This is a genomic window from Candidatus Acidianus copahuensis (assembly GCF_000632495.1).
Lineage (GTDB): Archaea > Thermoproteota > Thermoprotei_A > Sulfolobales > Sulfolobaceae > Acidianus > Acidianus copahuensis.
Genome location: NZ_JFZT01000041.1, coordinates 1 through 24,632 on the forward strand (window position 1 = coordinate 1; position 24,632 = coordinate 24,632).

The 24,632-nt window shown below is 38.8% G+C and carries 16 protein-coding genes and 1 CRISPR repeat array; of the genes, 7 read left to right on the top strand and 9 right to left on the bottom strand.

Annotation, left to right across the window (positions count from 1 at the left end; all coding sequences use genetic code 11):
• Positions 1–429 precede the first annotated feature (429 nt).
• Positions 430–5,855: a CRISPR direct-repeat array (repeat unit 25 nt; unit sequence GTTGCATCCTAGAAGGAATTGAAAG).
• 92 nt (positions 5,856–5,947) lie between these two features.
• From CM19_RS06660 to CM19_RS06670, 3 genes are read right to left on the bottom strand one after another with little or no spacing between them, the layout of a single operon-like run.
• Positions 5,948–6,235: a hypothetical protein gene (locus tag CM19_RS06660; protein ID WP_048099693.1), complete on the bottom strand. Its 288-nt coding sequence runs from the start codon at positions 6,233–6,235 to the stop codon at positions 5,948–5,950.
• A 22-nt stretch (positions 6,236–6,257) separates the two neighbouring features.
• Positions 6,258–7,478: a TldD/PmbA family protein gene (locus CM19_RS06665; RefSeq protein ID WP_048099681.1), complete on the bottom strand. Its 1,221-nt coding sequence runs from the start codon at positions 7,476–7,478 to the stop codon at positions 6,258–6,260.
• Positions 7,479–8,837, bottom strand: a complete 1,359-nt coding sequence (locus CM19_RS06670) for a TldD/PmbA family protein (protein ID WP_048099694.1) — start codon at positions 8,835–8,837, stop codon at positions 7,479–7,481.
• 526 nt (positions 8,838–9,363) lie between these two features.
• On the opposite strand from CM19_RS06670, the gene CM19_RS06675 reads away from it, so the two are divergent.
• Entirely contained in the window at positions 9,364–10,644 is a 1,281-nt protein-coding gene (locus CM19_RS06675; RefSeq protein WP_048099682.1) for an MFS transporter, read from the top strand.
• Here the strand turns inward: CM19_RS06675 and CM19_RS06680 are convergent.
• The gene (locus CM19_RS06680; protein WP_235185644.1) at positions 10,629–11,174 is read right to left on the bottom strand and encodes a ferritin family protein; all 546 of its coding nucleotides are present in this window, start codon (positions 11,172–11,174) and stop codon (positions 10,629–10,631) included. The two genes, CM19_RS06675 and CM19_RS06680, sit on opposite strands and share 16 nt — an antisense overlap.
• A 1,330-nt stretch (positions 11,175–12,504) precedes the next feature.
• Between CM19_RS06680 and CM19_RS06685 the strand changes: the two genes are divergently transcribed.
• The 5 genes from CM19_RS06685 to CM19_RS06700 all read left to right on the top strand — a co-directional run bounded on the left by CM19_RS06685 (position 12,505) and on the right by CM19_RS06700 (position 15,525).
• Positions 12,505–12,879 (top strand): hypothetical protein, encoded by a 375-nt coding sequence (locus tag CM19_RS06685; protein WP_048099684.1) that lies wholly within the window; start codon positions 12,505–12,507, stop codon positions 12,877–12,879.
• A gap of 42 nt (positions 12,880–12,921) precedes the next feature.
• Positions 12,922–13,356 (top strand): hypothetical protein, encoded by a 435-nt coding sequence (locus CM19_RS06690; protein WP_048099685.1) that lies wholly within the window; start codon positions 12,922–12,924, stop codon positions 13,354–13,356.
• Positions 13,357–13,731: 375 nt separating this feature from the next.
• The gene (locus CM19_RS13550) at positions 13,732–13,878 is read left to right on the top strand and encodes a DUF4322 domain-containing protein (RefSeq protein ID WP_420804716.1); all 147 of its coding nucleotides are present in this window, start codon (positions 13,732–13,734) and stop codon (positions 13,876–13,878) included.
• 106 nt (positions 13,879–13,984) lie between these two features.
• Positions 13,985–15,181, top strand: coding sequence for an MFS transporter (locus CM19_RS06695; RefSeq protein ID WP_048099686.1), 1,197 nt, complete (start codon positions 13,985–13,987; stop codon positions 15,179–15,181).
• Between the two features lie 5 nt (positions 15,182–15,186).
• Entirely contained in the window at positions 15,187–15,525 is a 339-nt protein-coding gene (locus tag CM19_RS06700; protein ID WP_048099695.1) for a PadR family transcriptional regulator, read from the top strand.
• 380 nt (positions 15,526–15,905) lie between these two features.
• Here CM19_RS06700 and CM19_RS06705 read toward each other — a convergent pair whose 3' ends face one another.
• Positions 15,906–17,882 carry a DEAD/DEAH box helicase gene (locus CM19_RS06705; RefSeq protein WP_048099687.1) on the bottom strand — a complete coding sequence of 659 codons (1,977 nt, stop codon included), beginning with the start codon at positions 17,880–17,882 and terminating at the stop codon, positions 15,906–15,908.
• Positions 17,883–18,149: 267 nt separating this feature from the next.
• Between CM19_RS06705 and CM19_RS06710 the strand changes: the two genes are divergently transcribed.
• The gene (locus tag CM19_RS06710) at positions 18,150–18,392 is read left to right on the top strand and encodes a zinc-ribbon domain-containing protein (protein ID WP_150111402.1); all 243 of its coding nucleotides are present in this window, start codon (positions 18,150–18,152) and stop codon (positions 18,390–18,392) included.
• Between the two features lie 601 nt (positions 18,393–18,993).
• Here the strand turns inward: CM19_RS06710 and CM19_RS06715 are convergent.
• The 4 genes from CM19_RS06715 to CM19_RS06730 form a co-directional block, all read right to left on the bottom strand.
• Positions 18,994–22,305, bottom strand: a complete 3,312-nt coding sequence (locus CM19_RS06715; protein ID WP_048099689.1) for a molybdopterin dinucleotide binding domain-containing protein — start codon at positions 22,303–22,305, stop codon at positions 18,994–18,996.
• Positions 22,306–22,469: 164 nt separating this feature from the next.
• Entirely contained in the window at positions 22,470–23,240 is a 771-nt protein-coding gene (locus CM19_RS06720) for a hypothetical protein (RefSeq protein ID WP_048099690.1), read from the bottom strand.
• 99 nt (positions 23,241–23,339) lie between these two features.
• Complete coding sequence (locus CM19_RS06725; RefSeq protein WP_048099691.1) at positions 23,340–23,996, bottom strand: Rieske 2Fe-2S domain-containing protein; 657 nt, start codon at positions 23,994–23,996, stop codon at positions 23,340–23,342.
• A gap of 176 nt (positions 23,997–24,172) precedes the next feature.
• The coding region (locus tag CM19_RS06730) for a sulfocyanin (protein WP_048099692.1) at positions 24,173–24,632 on the bottom strand (460 nt) is incomplete at its 5' end.

Consider the following 24,632-nt stretch of genomic DNA (forward strand, 5'->3'; position numbering starts at 1 on the left):
TTAAACACTTTTCGGTATTATGAACGTGGATCGTATCGTAAATTGCTATGGTTAATATAGGGGTTATAAGCTTTTGAAGAAGGGAAAATTAAAAGTGTTAGTTAGATCAGTTAATCTGACTAAAAAGTTTTGTCGATCCCTTTTCTATTTATGATAAGGGATGGTTCTAGATTAGAAGCGTAAATTTCCAATTTTTTCTATGAGATAATAAACGTAAAAATGCGAGTCTCAATGCGACTAGTGCGTATTACAAAGAGGGGGGTTAACATTTATAAACGTAAAGAGGTTTTCAATTTAATTAAAAGTCCTTGCGACTGAAACGACGTTAGATCTTTACAACAAATTTGGTCGCATGATGGGTTGGCTAAAACAGATAAAAATAAATAAGAGAAAGGGAGAAATGAAGATAAATAGTATAAAAATACATCAGTTGCATCCTAGAAGGAATTGAAAGACCTGCGCCAATACCTGTTATTAGACCGTCTAAGATTGTGTTGCATCCTAGAAGGAATTGAAAGACAAGACTTCGCCTCCTGCCCGTGGTCCCTAATTCATATGTTGCATCCTAGAAGGAATTGAAAGTTTTCTCTATCTATCTCCTCTATCTTCTCTGTCTCTTGTTGCATCCTAGAAGGAATTGAAAGACGATACCTTTGAGGCGATAGAGCCCCTTACCGTAATGCGTTGCATCCTAGAAGGAATTGAAAGATCCTCTCACGTCTAAAACTATTAGTCGATAACACGGTCGTTGCATCCTAGAAGGAATTGAAAGTGTAGCTGACGCCGGCGATTGTTGCTATGATTATGTTGCATCCTAGAAGGAATTGAAAGGTTAAACGCATTAACAGTTTGACGTTGGTGTTTGCGTGTTGCATCCTAGAAGGAATTGAAAGTTTTTTCGCCTTCACCTTAATCATATTTTCTCTTATGTTGCATCCTAGAAGGAATTGAAAGTGACATAGAGGATAACGAAGAAAGGGGCTATATCGAAGAGGCAAGTTGCATCCTAGAAGGAATTGAAAGTTTATAATAGCGGAGTGTGGTCTGTAGGAGGTATGCGATCTGTTGCATCCTAGAAGGAATTGAAAGAATTTTTCTACATCATCAGCAGGCAATCTAAAAGTCACTAGTTGCATCCTAGAAGGAATTGAAAGAGTGTTCCCAGTGAAACGGTTAACTAGCGTGTATTATTAGTTGCATCCTAGAAGGAATTGAAAGCAATGATTGTTTTAATATCGACTTCAATGGCTAGTCACCTGTTGCATCCTAGAAGGAATTGAAAGCATGGTTTTATGCTAACAGTTTTAATTTCCTCGCCTGGTTGCATCCTAGAAGGAATTGAAAGTTAGCGTCTCTGACGTCAAAGAAAGTGTAACGGAGAGCCGTTGCATCCTAGAAGGAATTGAAAGTATATTATTACTTGATCCGCGATGGCGGGGGACAAAGTATGTTGCATCCTAGAAGGAATTGAAAGATCCGAAACAATCTGAACAATGTCTTCAACGGGTTGTCCTGTTGCATCCTAGAAGGAATTGAAAGTAGATTTCGGTGGTTTACCTTTAGTGCTAAAAACAAAAGGTTGCATCCTAGAAGGAATTGAAAGACTTCTTCATCTTCTTCTTATTCGGAGGCAACGTTGTCCCGTTGCATCCTAGAAGGAATTGAAAGCATTTAAATATCTCGTTTTCTCAGCACTCTTCAATGTGTTGCATCCTAGAAGGAATTGAAAGTCGTATCCTTAGTCTTGAGATAATAGTCCTGTACAAGTTGCATCCTAGAAGGAATTGAAAGAGTTTTACGAATTTGGGTACTATGTTGGTTCGGCTTCTGTTGCATCCTAGAAGGAATTGAAAGTTCTGTGGATAATATGTAACCAGGCTAATTTCGCTCATACTGTCCCTGTTGCATCCTAGAAGGAATTGAAAGTGCTTATCGAGTTTTACCTCTCTGGCGTCAGCATGAAGGGTTGCATCCTAGAAGGAATTGAAAGACATACACAACATCATACATCATTCCTGTATCCTTTAGTGTTGCATCCTAGAAGGAATTGAAAGAAAACGCAGCCCGATTAACGGATGTTATGTCGATATTTTTGGTTGCATCCTAGAAGGAATTGAAAGCTTATGATGTCGAAGACGGGAAAGTCCAATTACAGTTCCCAGTTGCATCCTAGAAGGAATTGAAAGTTTTGGAATACGCTCTGAAAGAGTAACCCTTTCCAAGTGTTGCATCCTAGAAGGAATTGAAAGATGATTAAATAATAGTAGACTATTTTACCTTCTTTGACCTGTTGCATCCTAGAAGGAATTGAAAGAAGGGTTTTCGTCACGCTCTCTCTTTTTGCTTTCAATTGTTGCATCCTAGAAGGAATTGAAAGATGATTAAATAATAGTAGACTATTTTACCTTCTTTGACCTGTTGCATCCTAGAAGGAATTGAAAGTCTCTCTACTCTCTCTGTCTGTTCTCTCTTTCTTCTCCTAGTTGCATCCTAGAAGGAATTGAAAGTATGAGGCTGTACAAGAGTAATAGGCCGTATAAGAGTATGTTGCATCCTAGAAGGAATTGAAAGCATGTTGTAATAATAACATCAGCCTTTACCTGCATATCTTGTTGCATCCTAGAAGGAATTGAAAGACCCTACGGAATTATGGTTTGACAAGACGTTTGCTGATGTGTTGCATCCTAGAAGGAATTGAAAGCATCTATTTCGTGTTGTGTTAGTTCAATCTTTGGTGGTTCAGTTGCATCCTAGAAGGAATTGAAAGTTTGTAATTTCTAATTGCGGGCTAACCCTATCGACACCATGTTGCATCCTAGAAGGAATTGAAAGCTGGGTATGCTGTCGATAGAGAAACCTATCGACGCCTTTGTTGCATCCTAGAAGGAATTGAAAGTAAAAATTAATCCTATTTTTTTGTTGGGGTTTTTATCACGTTGCATCCTAGAAGGAATTGAAAGTTGGCAGAACGACCCTAGGAAGCAGTGGGGAGATAATAAGTTGCATCCTAGAAGGAATTGAAAGGTAGTCATCGTATATAGTCTCGACGCCATTGAGTTTGTGCGTTGCATCCTAGAAGGAATTGAAAGAATATTTTTTAACAATTTCTTCCAGTCCCATCCTGATTAAGTTGCATCCTAGAAGGAATTGAAAGATTTCGGTTTGGTTTTCTTCTTCCGCCATGTTTGGTCAAGTTGCATCCTAGAAGGAATTGAAAGTGGGGTAAAATAAGTGGGTGAGATAGATGAGTAAGTTAAAGTTGCATCCTAGAAGGAATTGAAAGAGCGTATATTCTCCTCCAACAGCTACTACACCTGGGCAAGTTGCATCCTAGAAGGAATTGAAAGTTATAATACTCAACGAACACGCCAAATGGCGTGTCGTTGTTGCATCCTAGAAGGAATTGAAAGAGCACATGAAGAAGGGCATGCAGGGCAACCAAATCCGCTTGTTGCATCCTAGAAGGAATTGAAAGTCACTACTTTTACCATAACCATTATGTTGTTGTCCAGGGTGTTGCATCCTAGAAGGAATTGAAAGACCAATTGTTATCACCTTTGCGTCTTTTGGTAATTCCCAGTTGCATCCTAGAAGGAATTGAAAGACATCCCCAGTATATAATGTCATCTTGTAACCTTTAGCATGTTGCATCCTAGAAGGAATTGAAAGTGTGCTCTTTTTGCAACATCATCTCTATCGCGTTCCTGATGTTGCATCCTAGAAGGAATTGAAAGTAGCGTCAATAGAACTGGCTGTGGCGAGATAAATGGAGGTTGCATCCTAGAAGGAATTGAAAGGCAAACAGGGGCAAAAGGCTAGTGGTTCAACTGCAACAAAGTTGCATCCTAGAAGGAATTGAAAGAATTCATTAATACTGATTTCATCAACTTGTGCACTATGTAATGTTGCATCCTAGAAGGAATTGAAAGTTCCACATGGAGTAAGAAAGCGTTTTCTGGGGTTAAAAGTTGCATCCTAGAAGGAATTGAAAGAAAATAATGTGCCCATACGTCGCTATCAATTCGAAAGTGTTGCATCCTAGAAGGAATTGAAAGTAAAAAAACCCCCCGATAGGGTTTTTGCGAGTACCCAGCAGTTGCATCCTAGAAGGAATTGAAAGTAAAATTTAAAGCGGATAAGGATGGATACAATATAGTAGGTTGCATCCTAGAAGGAATTGAAAGTGGGGGTCGGCGGTATTATCGCCGGCATAAGGATGGGGCTGTTGCATCCTAGAAGGAATTGAAAGGCATGCTACGCGGGAAAGTGTGCGTAAGTGGGGTACGCCTTGGTTGCATCCTAGAAGGAATTGAAAGGATGAAAAAGAAGAGATAAAAGTCAAAATCCTTGGAACTGTTGCATCCTAGAAGGAATTGAAAGCTTTGTTCCTCTGGCCCGAACGTAAATGTTACTCCATTCAGGTTGCATCCTAGAAGGAATTGAAAGATTTGCAAATCATAGTAATAATTATCGAGCTTAATAAGTTGCATCCTAGAAGGAATTGAAAGTGGATAACATCACCAGTATGCCTGACAAACTGATCTATTGTTGCATCCTAGAAGGAATTGAAAGTTGTCTTGCCATCGTAATATGTTCCTTCTAATGGTTTTGGTTGCATCCTAGAAGGAATTGAAAGATTGCTTTATTCAAATCATCAATTGTGTTTATACTAAATTGTTGCATCCTAGAAGGAATTGAAAGTTAGTAGTTATAGTTACGATCGCGCCATTGGCGTGTTCGTGTTGCATCCTAGAAGGAATTGAAAGTCGTCATAAGCATTCCTAATGATGAAAGCCAGCTTACGGGGTTGCATCCTAGAAGGAATTGAAAGTGAAGTTGAACTGTACTGTATTTGCCATCTCTGGCTTTATATGTTGCATCCTAGAAGGAATTGAAAGCAGCAGTGCTAGTATCCTTGCTCTAGTTGCCATTCCCTTGTTGCATCCTAGAAGGAATTGAAAGCAGAGAATTTCGTTGTAGAAGTTAAACCACTTAACCTAAGTTGCATCCTAGAAGGAATTGAAAGCCTTTTTCTTCTTTTCCGCTGCGTTCTCTTCATCAAGTGTTGCATCCTAGAAGGAATTGAAAGAATGTACATCTGGCACACGTGATATCCCATCTCACGAATGTTGCATCCTAGAAGGAATTGAAAGTTACCGTGATAGACCTCAAGTATTTTATAACTGGTACTTTGTTGCATCCTAGAAGGAATTGAAAGTGATGAAGAAAGGAAGTCATTGAGAGGGGCACTAACGCGTTGCATCCTAGAAGGAATTGAAAGGTATAGGTGCCCCTACCATTTCTTTGCATAATTCAGCCAGTTGCATCCTAGAAGGAATTGAAAGGTATCCTAGCGATGTGTCATTTCTGAAAACGTTTACCCGTTGCATCCTAGAAGGAATTGAAAGTTGTTCAACCTCGCGTTAATCAGGGACATGAAAGGGTTGGAGTTGCATCCTAGAAGGAATTGAAAGTGGAACTTTTGCAATTTTTGGGTGAATTCGTCAACTGTTGCATCCTAGAAGGAATTGAAAGTAGAAGAGGGAGGAGAGAAACAATGAAGTTCAAAATACACGTTGCATCCTAGAAGGAATTGAAAGACATACTTCGTCTCAAATTCTATAATAATGCTGTTTTCGCGTTGCATCCTAGAAGGAATTGAAAGCCTACTGACCCAGTATTTTGTGCATTTGGTTTGTTGTTATGTTGCATCCTAGAAGGAATTGAAAGTAAATTGACGGAACTAAAACAGATAACGTATACGAGTTGCATCCTAGAAGGAATTGAAAGTAATTCTCAACAACATACCCCCTTTCTGACAGATTGTGTAGTTGCATCCTAGAAGGAATTGAAAACTCCCATAAATTACTGAGCAACAATTTTAATTAAATAACAAGAGTTATCTTTCTAATAAAAATATAAAAATTTTAACGCGTATTTATTTTTACTATATAATCCCTTTCATCCTAGCCTGTCTAACAACTTCTCTGGCAAGTTCCTCCTTTAAATTATCATCCATGTGGAACGTGCCCAACACTTCCTCTAGCGTGGCCTTTTTCTCCTTATATACCTTTATAATCACCTCGCTTACAAACCTATGGATTTCACTTCCATGCCCTGTATTCTTCCCAACAATCCTCTTTACTTCAGGCGATTCAGCTATTTCATCTATTTCGCACATTACATTAGGAGGAGGAGCCTTTTCCTTTTTTGGGTCTGAAAATTTCCAGTCCATAAAATACATCACCTTTTGAGAATTAAGCCTTTGTTACCTTTACTCCCTTGACTAGCACGAAAGGATAAACTCCTTGCATCGGGGCATCCCACCACCTTACAGAGAACCTCTCCTTTGAAATTGCCTCCGTCTGCATAATCTTTTTAAGGGAGTCCGCAATCCTTATTCTTTCCGCTATACCCACTGGATTACCTTCCTTATAGACCACGCTAGCATCTCTAGCTACGGTGGAGAAAGTCCCTTCTACGTAATTTTGAAATCGCGTATACCACACGTTGTTTATCAGAATGACGTTACCACTGACCATTGAGTCTACGCTCTCGTCTCCCTCCTTCACTTCCAAGTTCCAAGCTCTCGGATACAGCCATCCAGCGTTTCCGGTGGAGTTAGCCTTAAAGAATGGGGAAAGCTCTATGTTAAGAAGAGGTTGCTTGAACACTCCATTCTCTATTATCGCCTTATTATACGTAAACACTCCCTCATCGTCAAATGCCCATGAGTCAGGTCTATCCTCTCTGGGGGTGTCAAGCAACGTGAAGTTATCTGAACCAACTTTATCCCCTGGGTTCATCATCGACATTCCCGAATATATGGCAAAACCGGAAGCCATCCTAGCTACGTCCATCATAAGATTACCCATTACTAGGGGAGAGAGTACTAGGTCGTACTTTCCGTCCGTTATTTGTGCTTTGCCAGTTATTGAGGCATATTGATTAGCCCTCTCTATAGCGTCCTTTACTTGCTTTTCGGAAAAGTTAGTTGAGGAGAAAGCCCATTGTCCACTGTACTCACCGTTTTTCGCCCTAAAGTACCCGCTCACTCCACTACCTTCCTCCTTTCCGTTGAACCCACTGGACGTTACTAGACTCCTTTCGACCTTTTCTACCGTAATTATTCCATATAGAGGAAACTTGCTTTCCAGGTTGAGGAGAGGGGAAACGTCATCCATCAACTTATCAACGTTGGACTCCTTGACTTTAAGGATCTGTCTATCGTTATCTGAAACCCTGGGCGCTATACTTGAGGGAACAAGGGTGGGTTCCCCTTCCAAGTTATCGAGTTTTCCAGTAAAACCTCTTTCCCCTTTCCTTAATGCAACTAAGTAGAACTTGTCGTTCATCCTTTGAACTGTTTCAACTTTACTTTCAACTAATTTGATAACAATTCTTTTTACATTAAACTTCAAAACAGCGCAGTCCTGCGCGTTGACCTTTTTTACGTAATCGATCATTTCATCGTTCATTTACATCACCTTTACCTTTACGTTCCTAAACCTCATGTTCGGTCCCCCTAGCCACACTGGGACTCCCTGATCTGGGTCTCCCTTCCCACACGTCCCTGGATAGAACTCCAACGTATTGTCAACAGCGTCCACGGATGAGAGCAAATCCGTGGTCTTTCCCTCAAGTACTGGGAAGATCACAGGATCTTGAACTTCTCCGTCCCTTATCTCATATGCCTCTAATCCTACATATCTCTCTCCTAGCCTCATATCGTCTATGTTCCACTCCATGTATGATTTAATGAACACTCCTTCCTTAACGTCCTCAACGAGTTCATCAAAGGTCAGGTTACCCGGTTTAAAGAAAGTGTTAGACATCCTAACTAGGGGTTCTCGATCAAAGGAAGAGGCCCTGGCTGAACCGTTGCTCGTGGTCCCTATCCTATTAGCTGAAAATCGATCAGTGAGAAGTTCGTTCTTTTTACCTTCCTTTATTAGGTATTTAGGCCTACCTAATACCCCTTCATCGTCAATCAAGTAAAATCCGTAACTACCGGGTATTGTTGGATCGTCGATGACGTTTACTGCCTCAGACCCAATTTTATCTCCTTTTAGGACAGACAAGTAACTCGTACCGGCTTGAGCGAACTCCCTTCCAGCTATCCTGTCAGCCTCAAAGGGGTGGCCTACAGACTCGTGAGCCATAATGCCAGAAAGCATGTTGCTTAATACAACGTCTGTCCTTTTCTCACCGAATGACCTACCCTTCTGAAGGACTTTGAGAACTTCCTTTATTTTCTCTTCAACAAATTCAGGGAGGTTTGACTCTTCTAGCACTTCAAGACCCCCACTTTTGCCTAACTCAAATCTCGCAGTAGCTGATCTATCCCCTTCCTTGATCACTGCGCTTATGAAAATTCCTATCCTAGGAACTCTTCCGCTCACCTTAACTCCATTAACAAGGATCTCCTTTTCCTCTAAGCTCTCTATGTAGGTCACTGATAAGTTCTTTAACTGAGGGATAACCTTTACTCTCTTGTAGGCATCTAAGAATACTTCTGTCTTATCTTCGAGGGAAACGGAGTCAAAACCCTTTCTCTCCTTCACCTCATATTTGCCTCCTTCCGGGTTTTCGGAGGAAAATCCCTGTTCCCAACCGTGGATAGGATACGTCTTAGAACCAAGTTCCTTGGGATTCTTTGAGGAGGAAAAGTAAAGAGTACCCTGAAAAAACCTGAGAGAGTAACCAGTCTCCTTTTCAAAAAAACCTCCAACTGGGTTTCCATTTAGAAAGTGGATAATTCGATTATTTATTGAATGCCTTCTAACCTCAACGTAAGGATAGGAAAACTTAGTGTATAAATCCTCTAGTTCATCCATACCTTGATATGTTAGCTTTGAGATAATAACGTTACTTAATGGTAGATCGTGAATAATCCCCTTTATTACGTTCAAGGATACTGCGTCCTCAGAGTGGGTTCACTAGACATGGGATTGGGGCTTTACGGAGACTTATTGTCTCGCGAAGCGCTGAACTTCACCACGTTCTGAACAAAGATCATCATGAACCGTTAAAGGACTAACCCACCACATTACCTAAATGGGTGGGAAATCACTCTTAGTTTCTCATCCCTCGCTCCTTTGTAATCCTTCTTTGAACATACACACCCAGATTAAGGAAAAATTAATATTTTTTTAATAAGCCTTTAGTAGAAAATCATGAAATGTGCAAGAACGTCACGGTTTAAGCAAAACTGTTGACAACGGCTTCTTGGTCTAACACGGCAAAAATTTATTACCTTTTTATTGTCTGGATGAAAACATCATTATTATCATGAGAGATTTTGAAAATACCAAGATTGCTTAGATCATGAAAACATTTTAAGCCGATAGCAAAGAAGACCTCATGGGATTCGATCCGAGAGGAAAATTGAATTCGTTCCTTGTGTCTTCGGCCGGTTTCCTTCTAGATGGATATGATTTGTCTGTCATATCGTTTGCAATACTTTTCCTTCAAAAAGAGATGAGCTTAACCACGTTTCAAGAGGGATTGGTTAACTCCGCTTCCTTAATAGGTATGATTTTTGGTTCTCTCCTCTTTGGCGTTCTTTCTGACAAGTTAGGAAGGAAAAGACTTATGGGGATAGACCTTATAATTTTCACTGTCTTTGCCTTAACCTCAGCCTTATCATTAAATTTCATTGAGATTTTCGTTTCTCGAATAATGCTTGGAGTTGGAATAGGAGGAGACTATCCAGTCAGTAGCTCAATGATGGCTGAGTTCTCTCCCTCAAAATCAAGGGGAAAATACTTAGTTGGAGCTGTGTCGATGTATTGGATAGGGACTCTGCTTTCTGCCTTGGTTAACCTGTCTTTTCTCCCTCTTGGTGAATACTTCTGGAGGTTTTCATTCGCCTTTGGATCTATCCTAGCGATACCAGTAATTTTGGCTAGATTAAGGTTGGCTGAATCTCCTAGATGGCTCATAAGTAAGGGGAAGCTTACAGGAGAAGGGATCCCAACTGTAGAAGAGGAAAATAAGGGAGTTAAGGGGATTACTGACCTGTTTAACGGAAAAATTTTCCCTGTAGTATTATTAGCCTCCTCAATATGGTTCCTATTTGACGTTGCATCTTATGGTATTGGCTTGTATTATCCAGCCATTTTCAAGCAGTTTGCGTTTCCCTCGAACTACGAAGTTATTTACGCTACTATGGTGATAGCTATAGGAGCTCTTATCGGATACGTTTTCGCTGAGCTAGCCGTTGACTCCCTTGGAAGAAGGGCGACCCTTCTCTCTGGGTTAGGTCTTATGGCATTACTTTTAGGGATAGGAGGAGTGATCAAGATAACTGGAGTTTACCTATTGCCGTATTTTGCCATCTTCGTAGCAATGGAGCAATGGGCGGGGGCTGTAACTCTATTTTATCCAACTGAGATCTTTCCAACGCCTATCAGATCTTCGGCACAAGGATTTGCCACAGCCTTCAGCAGATTTGGCGCAGTCCTAGGAGTTGTCTTCTTTCCAACAATGACTAAGGTGATTGGGCTTTCCTCTTCCCTCATAGTATTTTCAATTACCTCAGCAATAGCTTTTGCGATTTCGCTTTACTTTGTGAGGGAGACAAAGAAAATGGAATTAGAGAAAATAGCTATAGGATTGAGAAAAGGTCAGGTCAAAAGCTGATTTACTCTGGCTTTCCTTAACTTTTCCATCATATCCCTTAACTTTTCCTCTTCATATCCCAAATAGCTTAACTTCTCTTTTCCGTCCATGACTATCCTCATAGCTTCTGGAAAGATCTCTTCAACTCTCTTTACGGCATAACTCTTGTCACTAATAAGGGAAAGGCCAAATTTGAAGTGCCTAGCTTCGTCAGCAATAATCCTTTTAATTCCATCGTTAAATTCCTTAAGACCTAGCCTCCTTGAGGAATCGTTAAGGATAGTCAGACCCAAATCAGCTAAGATTCCTTCAGTTACTAGGTGAAACCTCGTAATAACCCTTTGCAGCTCTCCAGATCTGAAGTCCTCCATGAGTTTATCAAAAAAGGAAATGTAGGAATCGGGTAATTCTACCTCTTTTAAAGAGTCTGGGAAGTAGCTTTCGAAAAAGGAAAAGTGTTCTATCTCCTCCTTATACTGCTGAAGAGAGTATCCCTGGACTTGGCTTGCCATCTCCAAAGACAATGAACCTATCTCCTTCCACCTTTCCATATACCTCCTTGGGTAGAAATGAGCTGATAGATATCTTATTCCTTCCACAGTCCTAAGATCTAGGGACAAAAGGTTTTTGTCCATAAAGAGATTAAGGTATGAAGATTAAATTTCTTTTCATTAATTTTTTTAAAAAACGATTTAACTTCCGCAACTTAGCTTTGAAATTTTTTTCTTTACAAGGAGAGTCCTTTTTTAACATTTTTGTATAACATTCGTCTAATTCTTTGCAAATTTCCAGAGAGTTTTAATGCTCAATAAGGTTTAAAAAAGCGAATCCCTTACCTCTCTGACGTAAGTTAACCAAAACCTAGAAGTAGTCAATGCTAAACCAAAGTGAGAAGTCTAGGAAATTGTTCAATAGGAAAGACTAGTTAAAATGATAATAACATATGTTCAAATTTTTTATCATCACTCCTCTGGAGGGTATTCTTAACGCGTCTTCCTGACATCTTAATACCTTAGAACCGTTCTATGAACTATGGCATTGTATGTTGTATTATTACTTCTAAGATAAAGGTTAAGATTTACCCTCGTGTGTATTCAACAATATTGATTCTCTGAGAGAAATTGTATAAATTCGTTGTGGATTGTGAAGAATATTTTTCTCCATCGTGTTATTTTTTCTTTTGTTTATCTTGCTGGGAAGCGTTTATCCATGCTTGCAAGCCTGTGTTTTACAACCCTAAATATTTGGTCTATCACGTTTCTTGTTCCAAACTTCTCGTGTTCGTTTGGTACTCCCTACTAGCATGTTGTACTATTGTCGTGTACGTAAATCACGTCTTTTCCTAGTTGGTTTACCATTTTGTACACGTCCATACTACTCCTCAAACTTGTTATGTAGAAGTTTACCACTTTCCTTGTGTGTATGTCTATTATTACCCACAAGTAGTATTTTCCGTTTTGTTCCGTCTATTGTTACCCTCTTTGGTTTTTGTAATTCCTCTAGTAGTTTTGTAGTTTACGAAAGTAGTATGTTGTGCTTTCCTTTAGTTTGTGGAATGTAGTTGGAGGTAGTATGCTACTACTGATTCTGAAATCTCCCCTACCGTGTGGAAGTTTGAGTTAATGTTTTATTATCTTTAATAGCATTAATAATACTTGAGTCAAGGAGAGAAGTAGTTCACTCCTCTTCAACTTCATTTCTATCCCCCTAAGTATTACTCCCCTTAATCCTTAAAACCTTTACAAAACAACATAAAGATGAATATTATAACAAAACTGTTGGATATATACGGAATTTATTCAATTTTTATTGAAGAGTGAAATTACTGAATACACACTAATCACGAAAAAACTTTAAATTATTATGAAATTTTGAACTTGTATGCTAACCTTGATGAGGACTCCATATCTCTTTAGATATATCTCTTCTGATGCTGAATATGAACAGATTAAGAGACAAGGTGTCATCTTCTCAAGAAATCCAGTAGGAACGTATTGGACTACATTATTTGCAGATGATCCAATAACAGTTCAGAGATTATTAGCGTTACCTAGAAGACCAAAGTATAGAGTAGGAGGTATACCACTAAAGTTTATCGATGTTGCATGGATAAAAAAGAAAGATATAGTCCAACCAAATTATAATCAGCCTGGTGGTGCCGAAGAGTTTATACTCAGTGAACCAATAGTAATATTCTCTATCTATAATTTTGCTACCGGTATTGTAGAGAGTATTATAAAAGTCTACTTCCCATGAAAGCACTAAAAGTTTAAGTATTTTATTAACGATAGGTGAGTTATGGAAGAAATTGACTGGGATCACTATACCAAACTTTTGCCAACACTAGAGGGTACAATAACAGAGTTTGTAGGTAGATTGACTAAAGCAGGAATTGAAAAGGTGTCCTATGATATCTTTCCCTTTGACATAGCATCAGTTGTCGTAGGATTTCAATGGAATGGTTATAGACTTAGTATTTCTCTTGAAGACATAAAAATAATTCATGGTAGTATTAAAATAGCTTTCAGATTGAGGGTTTCTGTAGCTAAAGAAGTGAGCTTGAAGAAAGTTTATTACTCAGATCAAGAACTACAAAAAGACCTAACTGTCAAGAGTATTGCTGAGGAGGTCATACAAACAAACCCCAAAGAAATACTATGTGTTCTCATGAAGGGATATAATGTTCTGAGAGATAATTTTAAGGATCTACCAACGATAGAAAGCAAATGTTAAAATGTTAGCTAGCCTTAGACCCAACTCAATATAGTAAAAAATTTTGAGTACAACAACTTTTATATGATTATATGAAAAATTCATTAAATAACACAATATAGGAGAAATAAAACGTAAAAAACACTATATTTACAAGAATCGAAACAAGAATAATTAAAATAAAACAAGAGAAAAGCAAACACACTTGATAAACTACCTTACACACAAACCTATAACACTAAAGAATCAAGCTTAAACCAAACAAGTTAAGAAAACCTAAAAGAGTTAGGGGAGTTGGTATTATCAAGGGGGAGATTAACATGAGCAGAAACGAAAATCCCCTTAACCCACGTGCAATAAGGAAAATAAAAAATAAATTATTTCTCCCCTCTTGAAATTCAAGTGAAGAAAGGAGAGAGAAGTAGGAAAAAAAACCTTGTACAAACAAGCTTAGGGAAAACATCAGTTGAAAGGATGTCAAAATTGTATAACATATCACCACAAACAGTAAGGAACATTGAATACACACAACCATCAGAATAAGATTTTTTTTATGTAGAGACTCCTTGCTCTCGAGAAGAGGATCAACCAATCGCTTTAATTAACGTATTGCATAAGTCTTTTATACATAAATAACTTATGGATATATATGAAATCAAATACTTTACTTACAACCTCAATCTCTCACTTTATAAACGACGGAAGCACATGGTATTTGCCAATAACTTTCACTTTTCTTATAGAGTTCTTAGGAATTTCTAAGCTTATGATAGGAATTTTGGGAGGTATATTCTTTGGGATTTCCGCCTTAGCTTCTCCTCTAATTACCAGACTAGCGGATAGGACACAAAGGTATTCATTTATGATGGGGATTGGGATACTAGTTTGGGGAGTAAGCCTGATCGCTTTTGGCCTTTCTATTGAGGCTGATTCCTTGATTGCTATAATAGGATCTGTAGCGCTTGCTGGTTTTTCGTCAGCGTTTTACCATCCCTTAGGTGCTGCTATGCTTTCATTGGAGTATAAGGGCAGTGCAGGTACGGCCCTGGGTATAAACGGATCCATGGGTAGCTTAGGGAGATCTCTTTATCCTACAATTTCTCTTGTTCTCTTTGATCTGTTTTACAAGAACATTATGTTGAGCTCCCTTGTATTAGGCGTTGTAGCTATAGTTGCCTCATTACCAGCCTTTTTCTTGAAGGAAGTGAAGATAAAGGAGGAGGAAGAAGATCCAAAGGAAAAGAACGGCCAAAGTAATAAAGGAATGTTAAGAGGTACAATGATCGTAGTTATCGTATTAACAGTAATAGCTCTTCTTAGAAGCGTGTTTACTCAGGGCATATCCCAATTCCTGCCTACTTTACTTGTATACAATTACGGTTACTCTTATAACGTTAGCTTAGGAGAAACGATAAGCATAGCTCTAGCAGCTGCGGTAGTTGGTCAGCCTCTCCTAGGTATTTTGTCTGACAAGATTGGAAGAAGAACGATTTTCGGCATTTCTACTGCAGGGGCTGTTGTTTCGATGCTTCTTTTCCTTAGTTTCCCTAATCTAGTTTACTTAGTCGTGTTCGGTTTCTTCACATTTAGTGCGTTTCCTTTAATGCTTTCCTTAGTAGGAGACTTTGTTCCAAGGAATTCAGCAGGATTTGCAAACTCCCTGGTTTGGGGGTTAGGAGTTACAGGAGGAGGAGTTATAGGACCTATAGTGATGGGTATTGTGTCTCAAATAACTAACTTGGTATTTGCCTCATATGTTGTCACAATAGTCGGACTATTGTCTGCAGTTCTGGTGCTTGCTATTCCAAAACCTCCCAAGAGAAGCAAGGTCCCACTCTTTGGGTGAAAGAGATGGGAAAGAGTGAACTAATTCTGCGCGGAGTGATCACGCTATACGTTATAAGCGAACTTATAGATAAACGAATGAACGGATATGAGTTAGAGAAGGCTATAAGCGAAAGACTAATGAAGGAAATGCCAAGAGGGTCTATATATGTGATTTTAAAGAACGCTTCGAGGAAAAGACTAATTAAATGCGAAGTGATCGAAAACTCTAGAGGGCAAAAAGTCAAAGTATATACTGTAACGGATAAGGGAAAGGAGTTCTTTTATAAACATGAAGAGCCTTTATCAATAGCAAAGGGAATTATAGAGGAACTCTTAGAGAGGATAAGAGAGAAGAAAGATTAATGTGTGTGTGTGTTCTGCTTTTTAAAGAAATTTTAACTTTATTAAGAACATTCTTATTCACCTTGACAACGACTCGAGCTTGGCCTTTTAAGATAAAGTTAAGCTTCTGAGGCCTAATTATTCATTTAAATGATCTCTGATGAAGGGGCACTAACTACGACAATCGTCCTTAAGGTTAGCCCAGGGAAGACATCAATTTCTGGAAATGGAAGACCGCGACAAACCTAGTTTTAAAATGGTTGTTGAAAAATAAGGGCAGTTGTATCAAAACCAAGAACTAGGAATACCATTTTGCTAAACACAATACATCAGGCGTGGAATAAAGATCTACCCGAAACTTCCTTCAGGATTAAGTTTCTATTGAAACATTTATTTCAAAATTATGACTTTACTTTCTCCAACAGCATCTCACAGGCCCTATACCCAATAGCTATAGCGTTTAACCTACCTATGTCCCACTCCTCTTTTTTCCTAAAATTATAAAATGATATTTGGACTCTCTGAAATACGGTTATTCCCATTATATTAACGCTGAGGTTTAAGGTGACATTAAAAGAGGAAATGGACTTGTTAAAGTTTTCCTCCACGTTGACTTTTACTTCACTATATTTCTTCCTTCTCTCCATAATTTCCCTTTCCAGATCCTTTAGTACTTCCTCTCTCTTTTCGCTTAGAAATATAGTCTTATATCTATTTAGTAAACCCTTCCTTTCTAGCTTAATGTTCTTCATATATCCAGCCTTTATTAGCCACTGATCGCACATTTCGCTAAAGCGGTCTCCAGAGTACATTGTACAAAACTTTCCTTGGAGAACAAAGGACACTAGTTTAGCCATTCTCTCCTCATCGTACATGTAAAGTACGCTTCCATCCCTTATTGCTTTCTCGGCATATCTAGCGATCTCGCTTTCCTTACTTTCAACCTTTGAGTTTAAAATCCCAAAGTATGCCTCGCTTTCATCAACTTCTGAAGTTTCAGCCTCCTGAAGTTTCTCCAACGAGAGGAACCCGTTACCTTCATTCTTGATAACTTCGAGTACTTTAGCTACAGGCCCTTTCTTAATGTCCTTATCTAGTATATACGATACATCAACCCCTTCCATGTACAAGTTCCTTAACGCATCATCTAGGTTATCGTATTCAGGAGTTTTTGGAGTCAAGGTTACTACTAGAAACTTTTGAGACCCCTCTTTGTTACTTCTAATTAGCCTACCTAATCTCTGGTAAAATCTCAAAGGACTTTTTGGCACATCAGTCATTATTAGGAGTTTTGCCTCAGGTATGTCAATTCCCTCTTCTCCCACAATTGTCGACACAATAACGTCAATTTCACCCTTCTTTGCCTTGTTTACAAGGGTTTGTCTTTCCTCTTTGCTGGAATCTCCAGTGAGTAAAGCGACCCTCTCCGAGTTCCCTACAACTTTAAGGAATTCATATGCCGTTGCCTTCCTAGAAGTAAAAATGAGGACTGGCTTATAGTCCTCTATCTTATAAACTGATAAGATATCCTGCAAAACTCTGGCCTTATGGCTTAACCCTTGAGAGTCGCATAACATGAAAAACCTCGAATTGTCCTGAACGTTTTCTTTTAACCTCTCTAAGCTTTCGCAAAAGGCCCTCTTTCCATAACTATAGAGCGTAACTTCAAGGAATTTAATTGTACCTTCCTTTCCTCTTATTCCCCCTCGTAAGAATGATTCGTAAACGCCCTCCTCTAAAGAATCCATTTCAGCGTCGAATATGTCAGCTATTGCTTTAGGGGGTTTAAAGGTACTATCTATGTTGGATAATGCCTTATAATCATAGGAAAGAGGATAGGGTATTCCTAGATGCTTCATTATGTCCTCGTCCAATTTAAGCCTCTTATAACTAGGAAGTAAGGCTGTTAAACCGACAACTACTCTTGGTTTTAGCCCGACCAATGCGTTGGTGTATCTAACGTCACCAAAAGCGTGGTGAACTTCGTCAAAGATTATTGCATCTGCCTTTGCGTTACACTTTAAGGCAGTAAAAGGTGTTGCAACAACTATTGTTTTCCCTGAGGTAAAGGCATCACACTCGCCTTCATACTCTACCCCTACGTTCGGAAAAACAAGTTTCCAGAACTTGGAATACATTTGATCGCAAAGGAGTCTGGTCGGCTCAAACACTATTATATTCTTAAATCCCCTCTGAAGGAGGTAAAAAGCTACGAAAAGCTCAACAACTGTCTTTCCACTTCCAGTAGGCATAGAACCTATAACAAACCTGTGTTTTTCCATGGATGAAACTATGTCTTCGGATACCTTTCTCTGATATGGAAACATGGGGTAACCGAGCTTCTCCGTTATCATCCTATCAAATTCGCTAAAACTCATTTTTTGAAAGCTAAATTTCTGGAGAATTAAATTCTTCGAATTTAGAGGAAATACCTAGAATCCACTAATGGATTATTCAGGTCCAAGTATATGAAAATCTAAGTAAGGGGATAGATTGTGTGAATACTTTAATAGATTCAAATTATGGATTCGAGATAGAAAAAGTTATTACATTGACAAATGCCGGGGAAAAAGTGGGAGAGTTCTCAATTAAGTAATCTTTGAATAGTGAAAAGAAATAAAAGCTATCAAAATAAACGATCGAATATGACTAAGGTTTGCCCAAGATGCGGTTTTGAAAATCCAGATAACGTCTATTCGTGCCAAAGGTGTGGATATCCTCTTATTGAGGTTCCTCAACGGATGCCAGGAGTACAAGTTCAAAGTCAGCCAACTTATCAGCAGCAGTTCGCTACAAGAGAAAAACCTAAGTTTCCTTTACTTCAGGTAGCTGTCCCAATAATCGCTGGGTTCATAATCATTGCTATACTGTTATCTATATTGGCATAAGCGATATGCATCACGTTAAGGACTTAAATAATTGACCATGCCTACTACCCATTAATGTAGCTAAAATAGAAAGTCCGAGCGGGAAGTAAAGTGGATTAGTACATAAGATTAATTTTCCATCTTTGAGTATATAGTCCTCTTATAAAAAACAAATCTAAAAGGAACATCCTTTAACGTAAAGTTAAAAATCCTGCATTTACTTGATAGGTGTAATCCACTGTTCTAGTTACTTCTTTCCCCTAAAGCGAAGAAAATCGGGAACTTTCTTATTTTCCCTATCATGCGTCGACTAGGGTTTGCATAAAATTCAGGTTATTTTCCCTTGGTTATACTTCCTTGATTTAAATCCTCTTAGATTGTTCAGTTTAGATCTATTTTTAGATGGATGATACCCTTTTACTATCATGAGATCGTTAAAACCTCCTCACCTGAAAAGTCTGCGTGAACTAGTTCACTGTATTCCTTGGACAAGAAAGGGAAATCACAATCATAAGTTCTTCGTTTTTCTATCTACCCTTAAAGAAGAAAGTTAGTACCTCCAATACATCAAACTACGTATTACTTTTCTTAAAAAAAGTATTAACAATTAGGGGAAAAAAAATTATGTACTAAAGTTTATTGGGGCGAAAGTGATAAGCTGTTTCTGGTCTTCCGGTAATGAACCTACCTTCTTTACATTTACCCATGTCCACTTTACCATCTGATTGTCCGTAACAGGATCAACTGTTTCTGTAGTTACTTGATTAGCTCCAGGCTTTACCTCATATGCCATCGCTACAAATAACTGACCTTGGGGAACGGTATCTGATATCCAGACTATACCGTCAACTGAACCGAAATCATTGTAAGCTTGAATTATGTCACCGTTTGTTACGCCCTCGCTTGAAGCATCATTCGAGTTCATCATAATTATTGGATATGGTAATCTTTGAAGGATCTCAGGAATCTGATAGTCTATCCATCCAGACTGGAATATGATGTTCCATCTTCCGTTATTTGCCCAATACTTATACTTCTGCTGTAACTGCGCGGAATAGCCATAAATTCCAACATATGGCACAGACAATGGATTGAAGCCATTTATAACGTATGGCAATAGATCTTTCCAGGAGTAACCAAACATTGACTGCAGATCATTTATACTGATGTATTGTACGTCTCTAGTTATTAGAGGTAATGTCGTATTGCCAACAGTTACCGCTTGATTTGGATCAATAGTCACAGCCTCTGCCCTAAACTTACCCGCAATTGCTGGCTCAGCGTAATTAACTAATCCCCATAACGTAAAACTACCGTCCGAGTTGGTCGTTTTTCCTAGGATTAGTAATTGAACTCCTATTGTTCTAGCTGCCTGCAAGTCTGTTAAGTCTATTTGTGCCCATCCGGGAGCCCAATGTGGTACAACGTAACCGTAAGGCCATGAGCTGAAGTTTGTAGGACCGTTAGCGACATAGTATTTCCATAATCCGTTGTATATGTTAAACCAATTATAGTCATAATAATACTCGGAGTATGATGATGCAACTGATAATGGTTGGGAATTCTGAATCATGTTAGATGACAGCAAGCTCCACATTTCATTAAATGCATTGTATAACCTTTTTGCTTGCGGAGAGCTTCCATTACCTTCAGCCTGATATAGCTGGTATATTCTATAAGCTATCATAGCATAGATCCATATATCAGGCATAGCCTGTCCTGGTGGTGAGTGGTATACCTCATCTAGTCTTAACCTTCTATCATGACCGTCCCATCTTATTTCGTACGTTTCTCCGTGATTAGACGCTGCAGGCAATATTAAGTGAGCAGCCCTTTCTAGAATTCCGTTTTGTGGCAAGATTATGTCAGTTCCAGTTACAAATAATGCTCCCGATACAGCGTTGCTTCCACTCAAACAGGAAATTACGGCATTAGCATATTGCTCAGAAGTAGGAAATTGAGGTATTGTAGCACTCACGTCCTTAACGTTATAGTATGGAGGAGATGAAATTATTGATGAGGGTGAAGAGGAAACTCCAAGGGACATCGTGTTTTCTACGCATTCCTGCAATAAGTGAGATCTATTGTCTATTACTTGAGATAACTTGCCTCCTCCCATCGTTAACTTATAAGGATTGGTAGTGAAAGTCCAGAGTACTTTACCGTATCCGCTATAGATCAAATAGTCAATAACCGGATTTTGCTCATATATCTGCGGGACTAAGGTCTTAGTGTAATTCGCATAGAAGTTCTTTATGAAATCTGCAACAGCAGGACCTGTAGGAGTTACTCCTTGTGCCTTAAGCTGTTGAGGGGCATAGGTGTGCATCTGTATGAAGAATTCTCTAGATTGGCTCAAGTTACTAGACCATGGAGGTGGTGGAGGTACAGGGAACGCTGCTCCCCTCTGATGACCGAAACCAGTAGATACCCCACAACCAGGTCTTCCAGACAATGCACCAATAATAATTCCAAGGTTAGCCATAGCGTAAATTGGAGTGTAATTTCCAGACCATATTAATCCCTTTTCAAAATCAATTAATACCCTCTTATAGAAAGTCTGCCCACTGCTATTGGTTTTAGGCTTAGCAAGCATATCGCCCATCTTGGTTATTATGTTCTGAGGAACTCCAGTAATCGATTCTGCTTCAGAGAGCCACTCACTAAGGCTTTTTGACTGCAAATATTGAATGTAGTATTGGTACGTTTCATCATTAAATGCAAAACCGTAAGTACTTGCCGCTTTATACATACTGACAAAGTGATTAACAACGTCTGGATACGTGTAATAAATGTAAGCTGCTACAGCGTTAGCTAGCTCAGAGTCTGTTCCAGCATTTACTTGCACGTACAGCATTTGATCGCTACTACCATTCATTGCGTCTTCTACCGAAATGCCTAGAGCAGCTGCCGCAGCTTTTACGGTCTCTGATGGCCTTGACTCCACAATTATTATTTGGCCTGCTGCAGCAGGTTCTCCTGACTCAAACCATTGCTGTTTTCTCTTTATTGTTAACCCCCTTATATTATCGAACCAGTGTTGAATGAAGTCGACAGTAGAGGTTGAATAATGGTTTTGGCCCCAAGAGACTAACACGTCTGCTATACTTTCATCTAGCATACTTGAAGTGTCCGTACCATTACCGTTAGTTGCCTCCATAAGAGCGTCCTGAGTAAAGGAGAACGCTACCTCATAGTGGAACCTTACAAAAGGAGTTGCTACGCCCATGTGAAGAAGAAGACCCGGAGCTAGATTACTAAACACTCCACCTCCTTGTCCTCCGCCGTGATCAGCTCTTATCGCCATAACTTGAGTACCAACAGGACCTACAGGATCTGGATAAGTTGTTGTTTCGTGATCCATGTAATACTTAAGTATCCTTGCGGATACGTCAATAGCGTAACTCCATCCTATAGGTGTTAAAGTTCCGTTCCATCTTATTAATGGAGTTTTTATCCTCGATTGATATACTGCGAAACCGGGACCATTATCAGTTAAAGGACTCCAGTTCCTTTGTGCATTCCTCCCTCCTCTTGTAGAGTAATTTCCTTGGTTTACTGGACATTCTGCACTGGGAACCTCTTCTATATATACAGTTTCCCAATTACCTGATTTAGAATTGAATCTAACGGTCTTAGTTACCATTCCTTCGCCTATCCATGGAGAACCAGTTAAAGCTGCTAGAGGGGCTAAAGGCTGAGTATAGTCCACTTTGTAGTTCTGTAAATTCCTATCAAATACTTTATCCACAATATTATAAAATACAGCGTTCTGTCCAGCAGTTGGCTGTCCAGCTTGATCTTCAGGAAAGACAAAAATATCATACCCACAACCTACGTTACAGAACCTACAAGTAGCGAAATACCTTTCAGCAGTAACTGGTGGTAGTGGGACTCTTGAATTTTTGGGATACGCCGGCGTTTGGGAACTCATATAAATCTAAATATCATTTTAGATGACTAGTAAAAAATATGTGTATATATGGTTTACTATACATATTAATTTATAGAAAAGTTTTTAAATATTCAAGTTTCACAAGAAATGAAAGTTTTAGAAGGAAAAAGATTTAAAATATATTTAAGTTTAAAACGATTAATCTAGCTTTTGTTTTTAATCGTTAATCTGAATTCCTTTGGTGGCTTAGGAATAATGGATCGAAAATGAATTCCTAAAGCTAATGCAGTAATAGGAGGAAGGAGAATGTAAGTTAAAAACAATGCTTCTTCTCCCGGAGCAGTTAACACCAGGAAGTTTGCAGCAGGAACTGCAGTAGCCAAGATAATAGGGATGGAAACACAACAACTTCCCCCGCCAATAACTCCTATTATGGGGGCAAGGAGAATTGTTCTTAGTCCTCCTAACGTTCTCGCCATGTTAATCACTCTAGTAATCGTTACTGTAACTAAGGTTGATATTATTAAGCCCATAAACATTGCATAAAATGAGAGCTCTACGTAGTAGTCAGGAGGTAGGCCTGCTACCAAGTCAGGATTAAAGAAGAGGTTCATCAAAGCAGTATAAAGAGAACTAGGGTAGAAAGTTGTAACTGAAAAGGAAATAAAGGGAGAGGAAACAAAGAATAATTGACCATAAAACGCAGTTAAAAGCCTCTCCAAGGCTATACTATACACTAAGTAATGGACAGAAATATAACTTACAAAAATAGTAATAGACACTTTATTTAAGTTAGTTTTAAAAAATCTGAAAACTTTTTGTAATACTGAGTATGCTAGGAAAAGACCAATAGAAGACCAAAAGACTAATCCCCCAAAAATATCATAAACTGTATAATTAGGAGATAAAGGTGCTATGTAAATCAGGACGAAACCTAATAGAGCAGTAGCGAGAAAGTAAAAGGATCTATTCATTAACAATGGTTATAGATAGATATTTAAAAAGTTTTATTTAAAAAAGGTGTAAGTTTAAAAGGAGATGGCAATTTTATAGATTCGAATGGTATATCTACGTCAGCTACTACCGCTAGATGAAGAGCTAGATGAGGGGGCTTGCAGGACGTTGTTATAGACGCCATATACTAACCTGTTGAATCCTAGACCGTATATGTCACCAGTGCTTTCGTCATATTCCAAGTAGAGTTGAGGAAGATACTCGTTTGGATGTCCTATTACCGGCATTCCTCCTACGGTGACATCGTATTGTGAAAAGTGCTGTGGGCACACTAGGCAATTAGTTTTTGAATTATAGACAATTGGCTGATAGCCCATGTGGGCACATACGTTAGAGAAGCCAACTATGTCGGAGCTAGGACCAACTCCTCCAATTGACTTAACTCCAGTCCTCATTATTATTACAGGATATCCCATATATGTTGTTATTACTGACGTGCCTGCACTGGGTAATTGGCTTATATTAGCTACTTTCTGCTTCTGGTATTGTAGTTCTGTAGGCACAACTTTAGTTACTGTTTGAGTAACTGTCTTGGTTGACACTATCGGTTTCTCCTTAACTACGGTCTGAACTTGGGTTTTTTCCTCTAATTTCGGAAAAGCACTTCCTCCTATTACAATACCTGCAGCCAATCCGGCAATTGCGGCTGCACCGCCTATTATTACTGAACGTCTATTAGGATCTGGATTATTGTTCTTTTTTCCTCCAGTGGACATATTATTCACTTCTGTAATGTTAAAAAGGAATGAACTTTTTAAAAGCTATGTATATATGATTGAATAAACATATTAGATAAATTATAAAAAATTAAATTAAATATATTAAATGATTAACTTTGTTAAACTATATGCCAATTAAAAAAGAAGATATAAAATAAAAGAATTACCTTATCTTAACTACTTGTAACGTAGTATGGTGTAGTTACTGATGTGGAAGATATTAGTACACCCCACATTCCTGCTTCAGCGTGACCAGCGATACCGCATGCGAACCAATAGTATCCTGCAGGAATTGCTGGAGATAAGCCAGATGCAGATTGACCACTAGCTATACCTACAGTTTCATATGATGTGCTCGTGGTTCCAACGTTAAGAATAAACTTACCGTCAGCAAGTACGTTTGCGTTATTGGGCGTTGGAGTATCGTTAGCTATTATGTTGAAGTTGTGAGGTATTGATTCCTGGTTTGTGTAGACTACATACACGTGCCATCCTGCAGGTATGTAAATTTTTAGCTGTCCGTCGCTTGTTCCGTTAAAGTTAAATGGATTTCCAGAGCTCAACGAGACAATATATAGGAATACAGTCTTATTAGCTGCGTTATAAGCTAGAGGAACGCCAGGAACCTTAGTA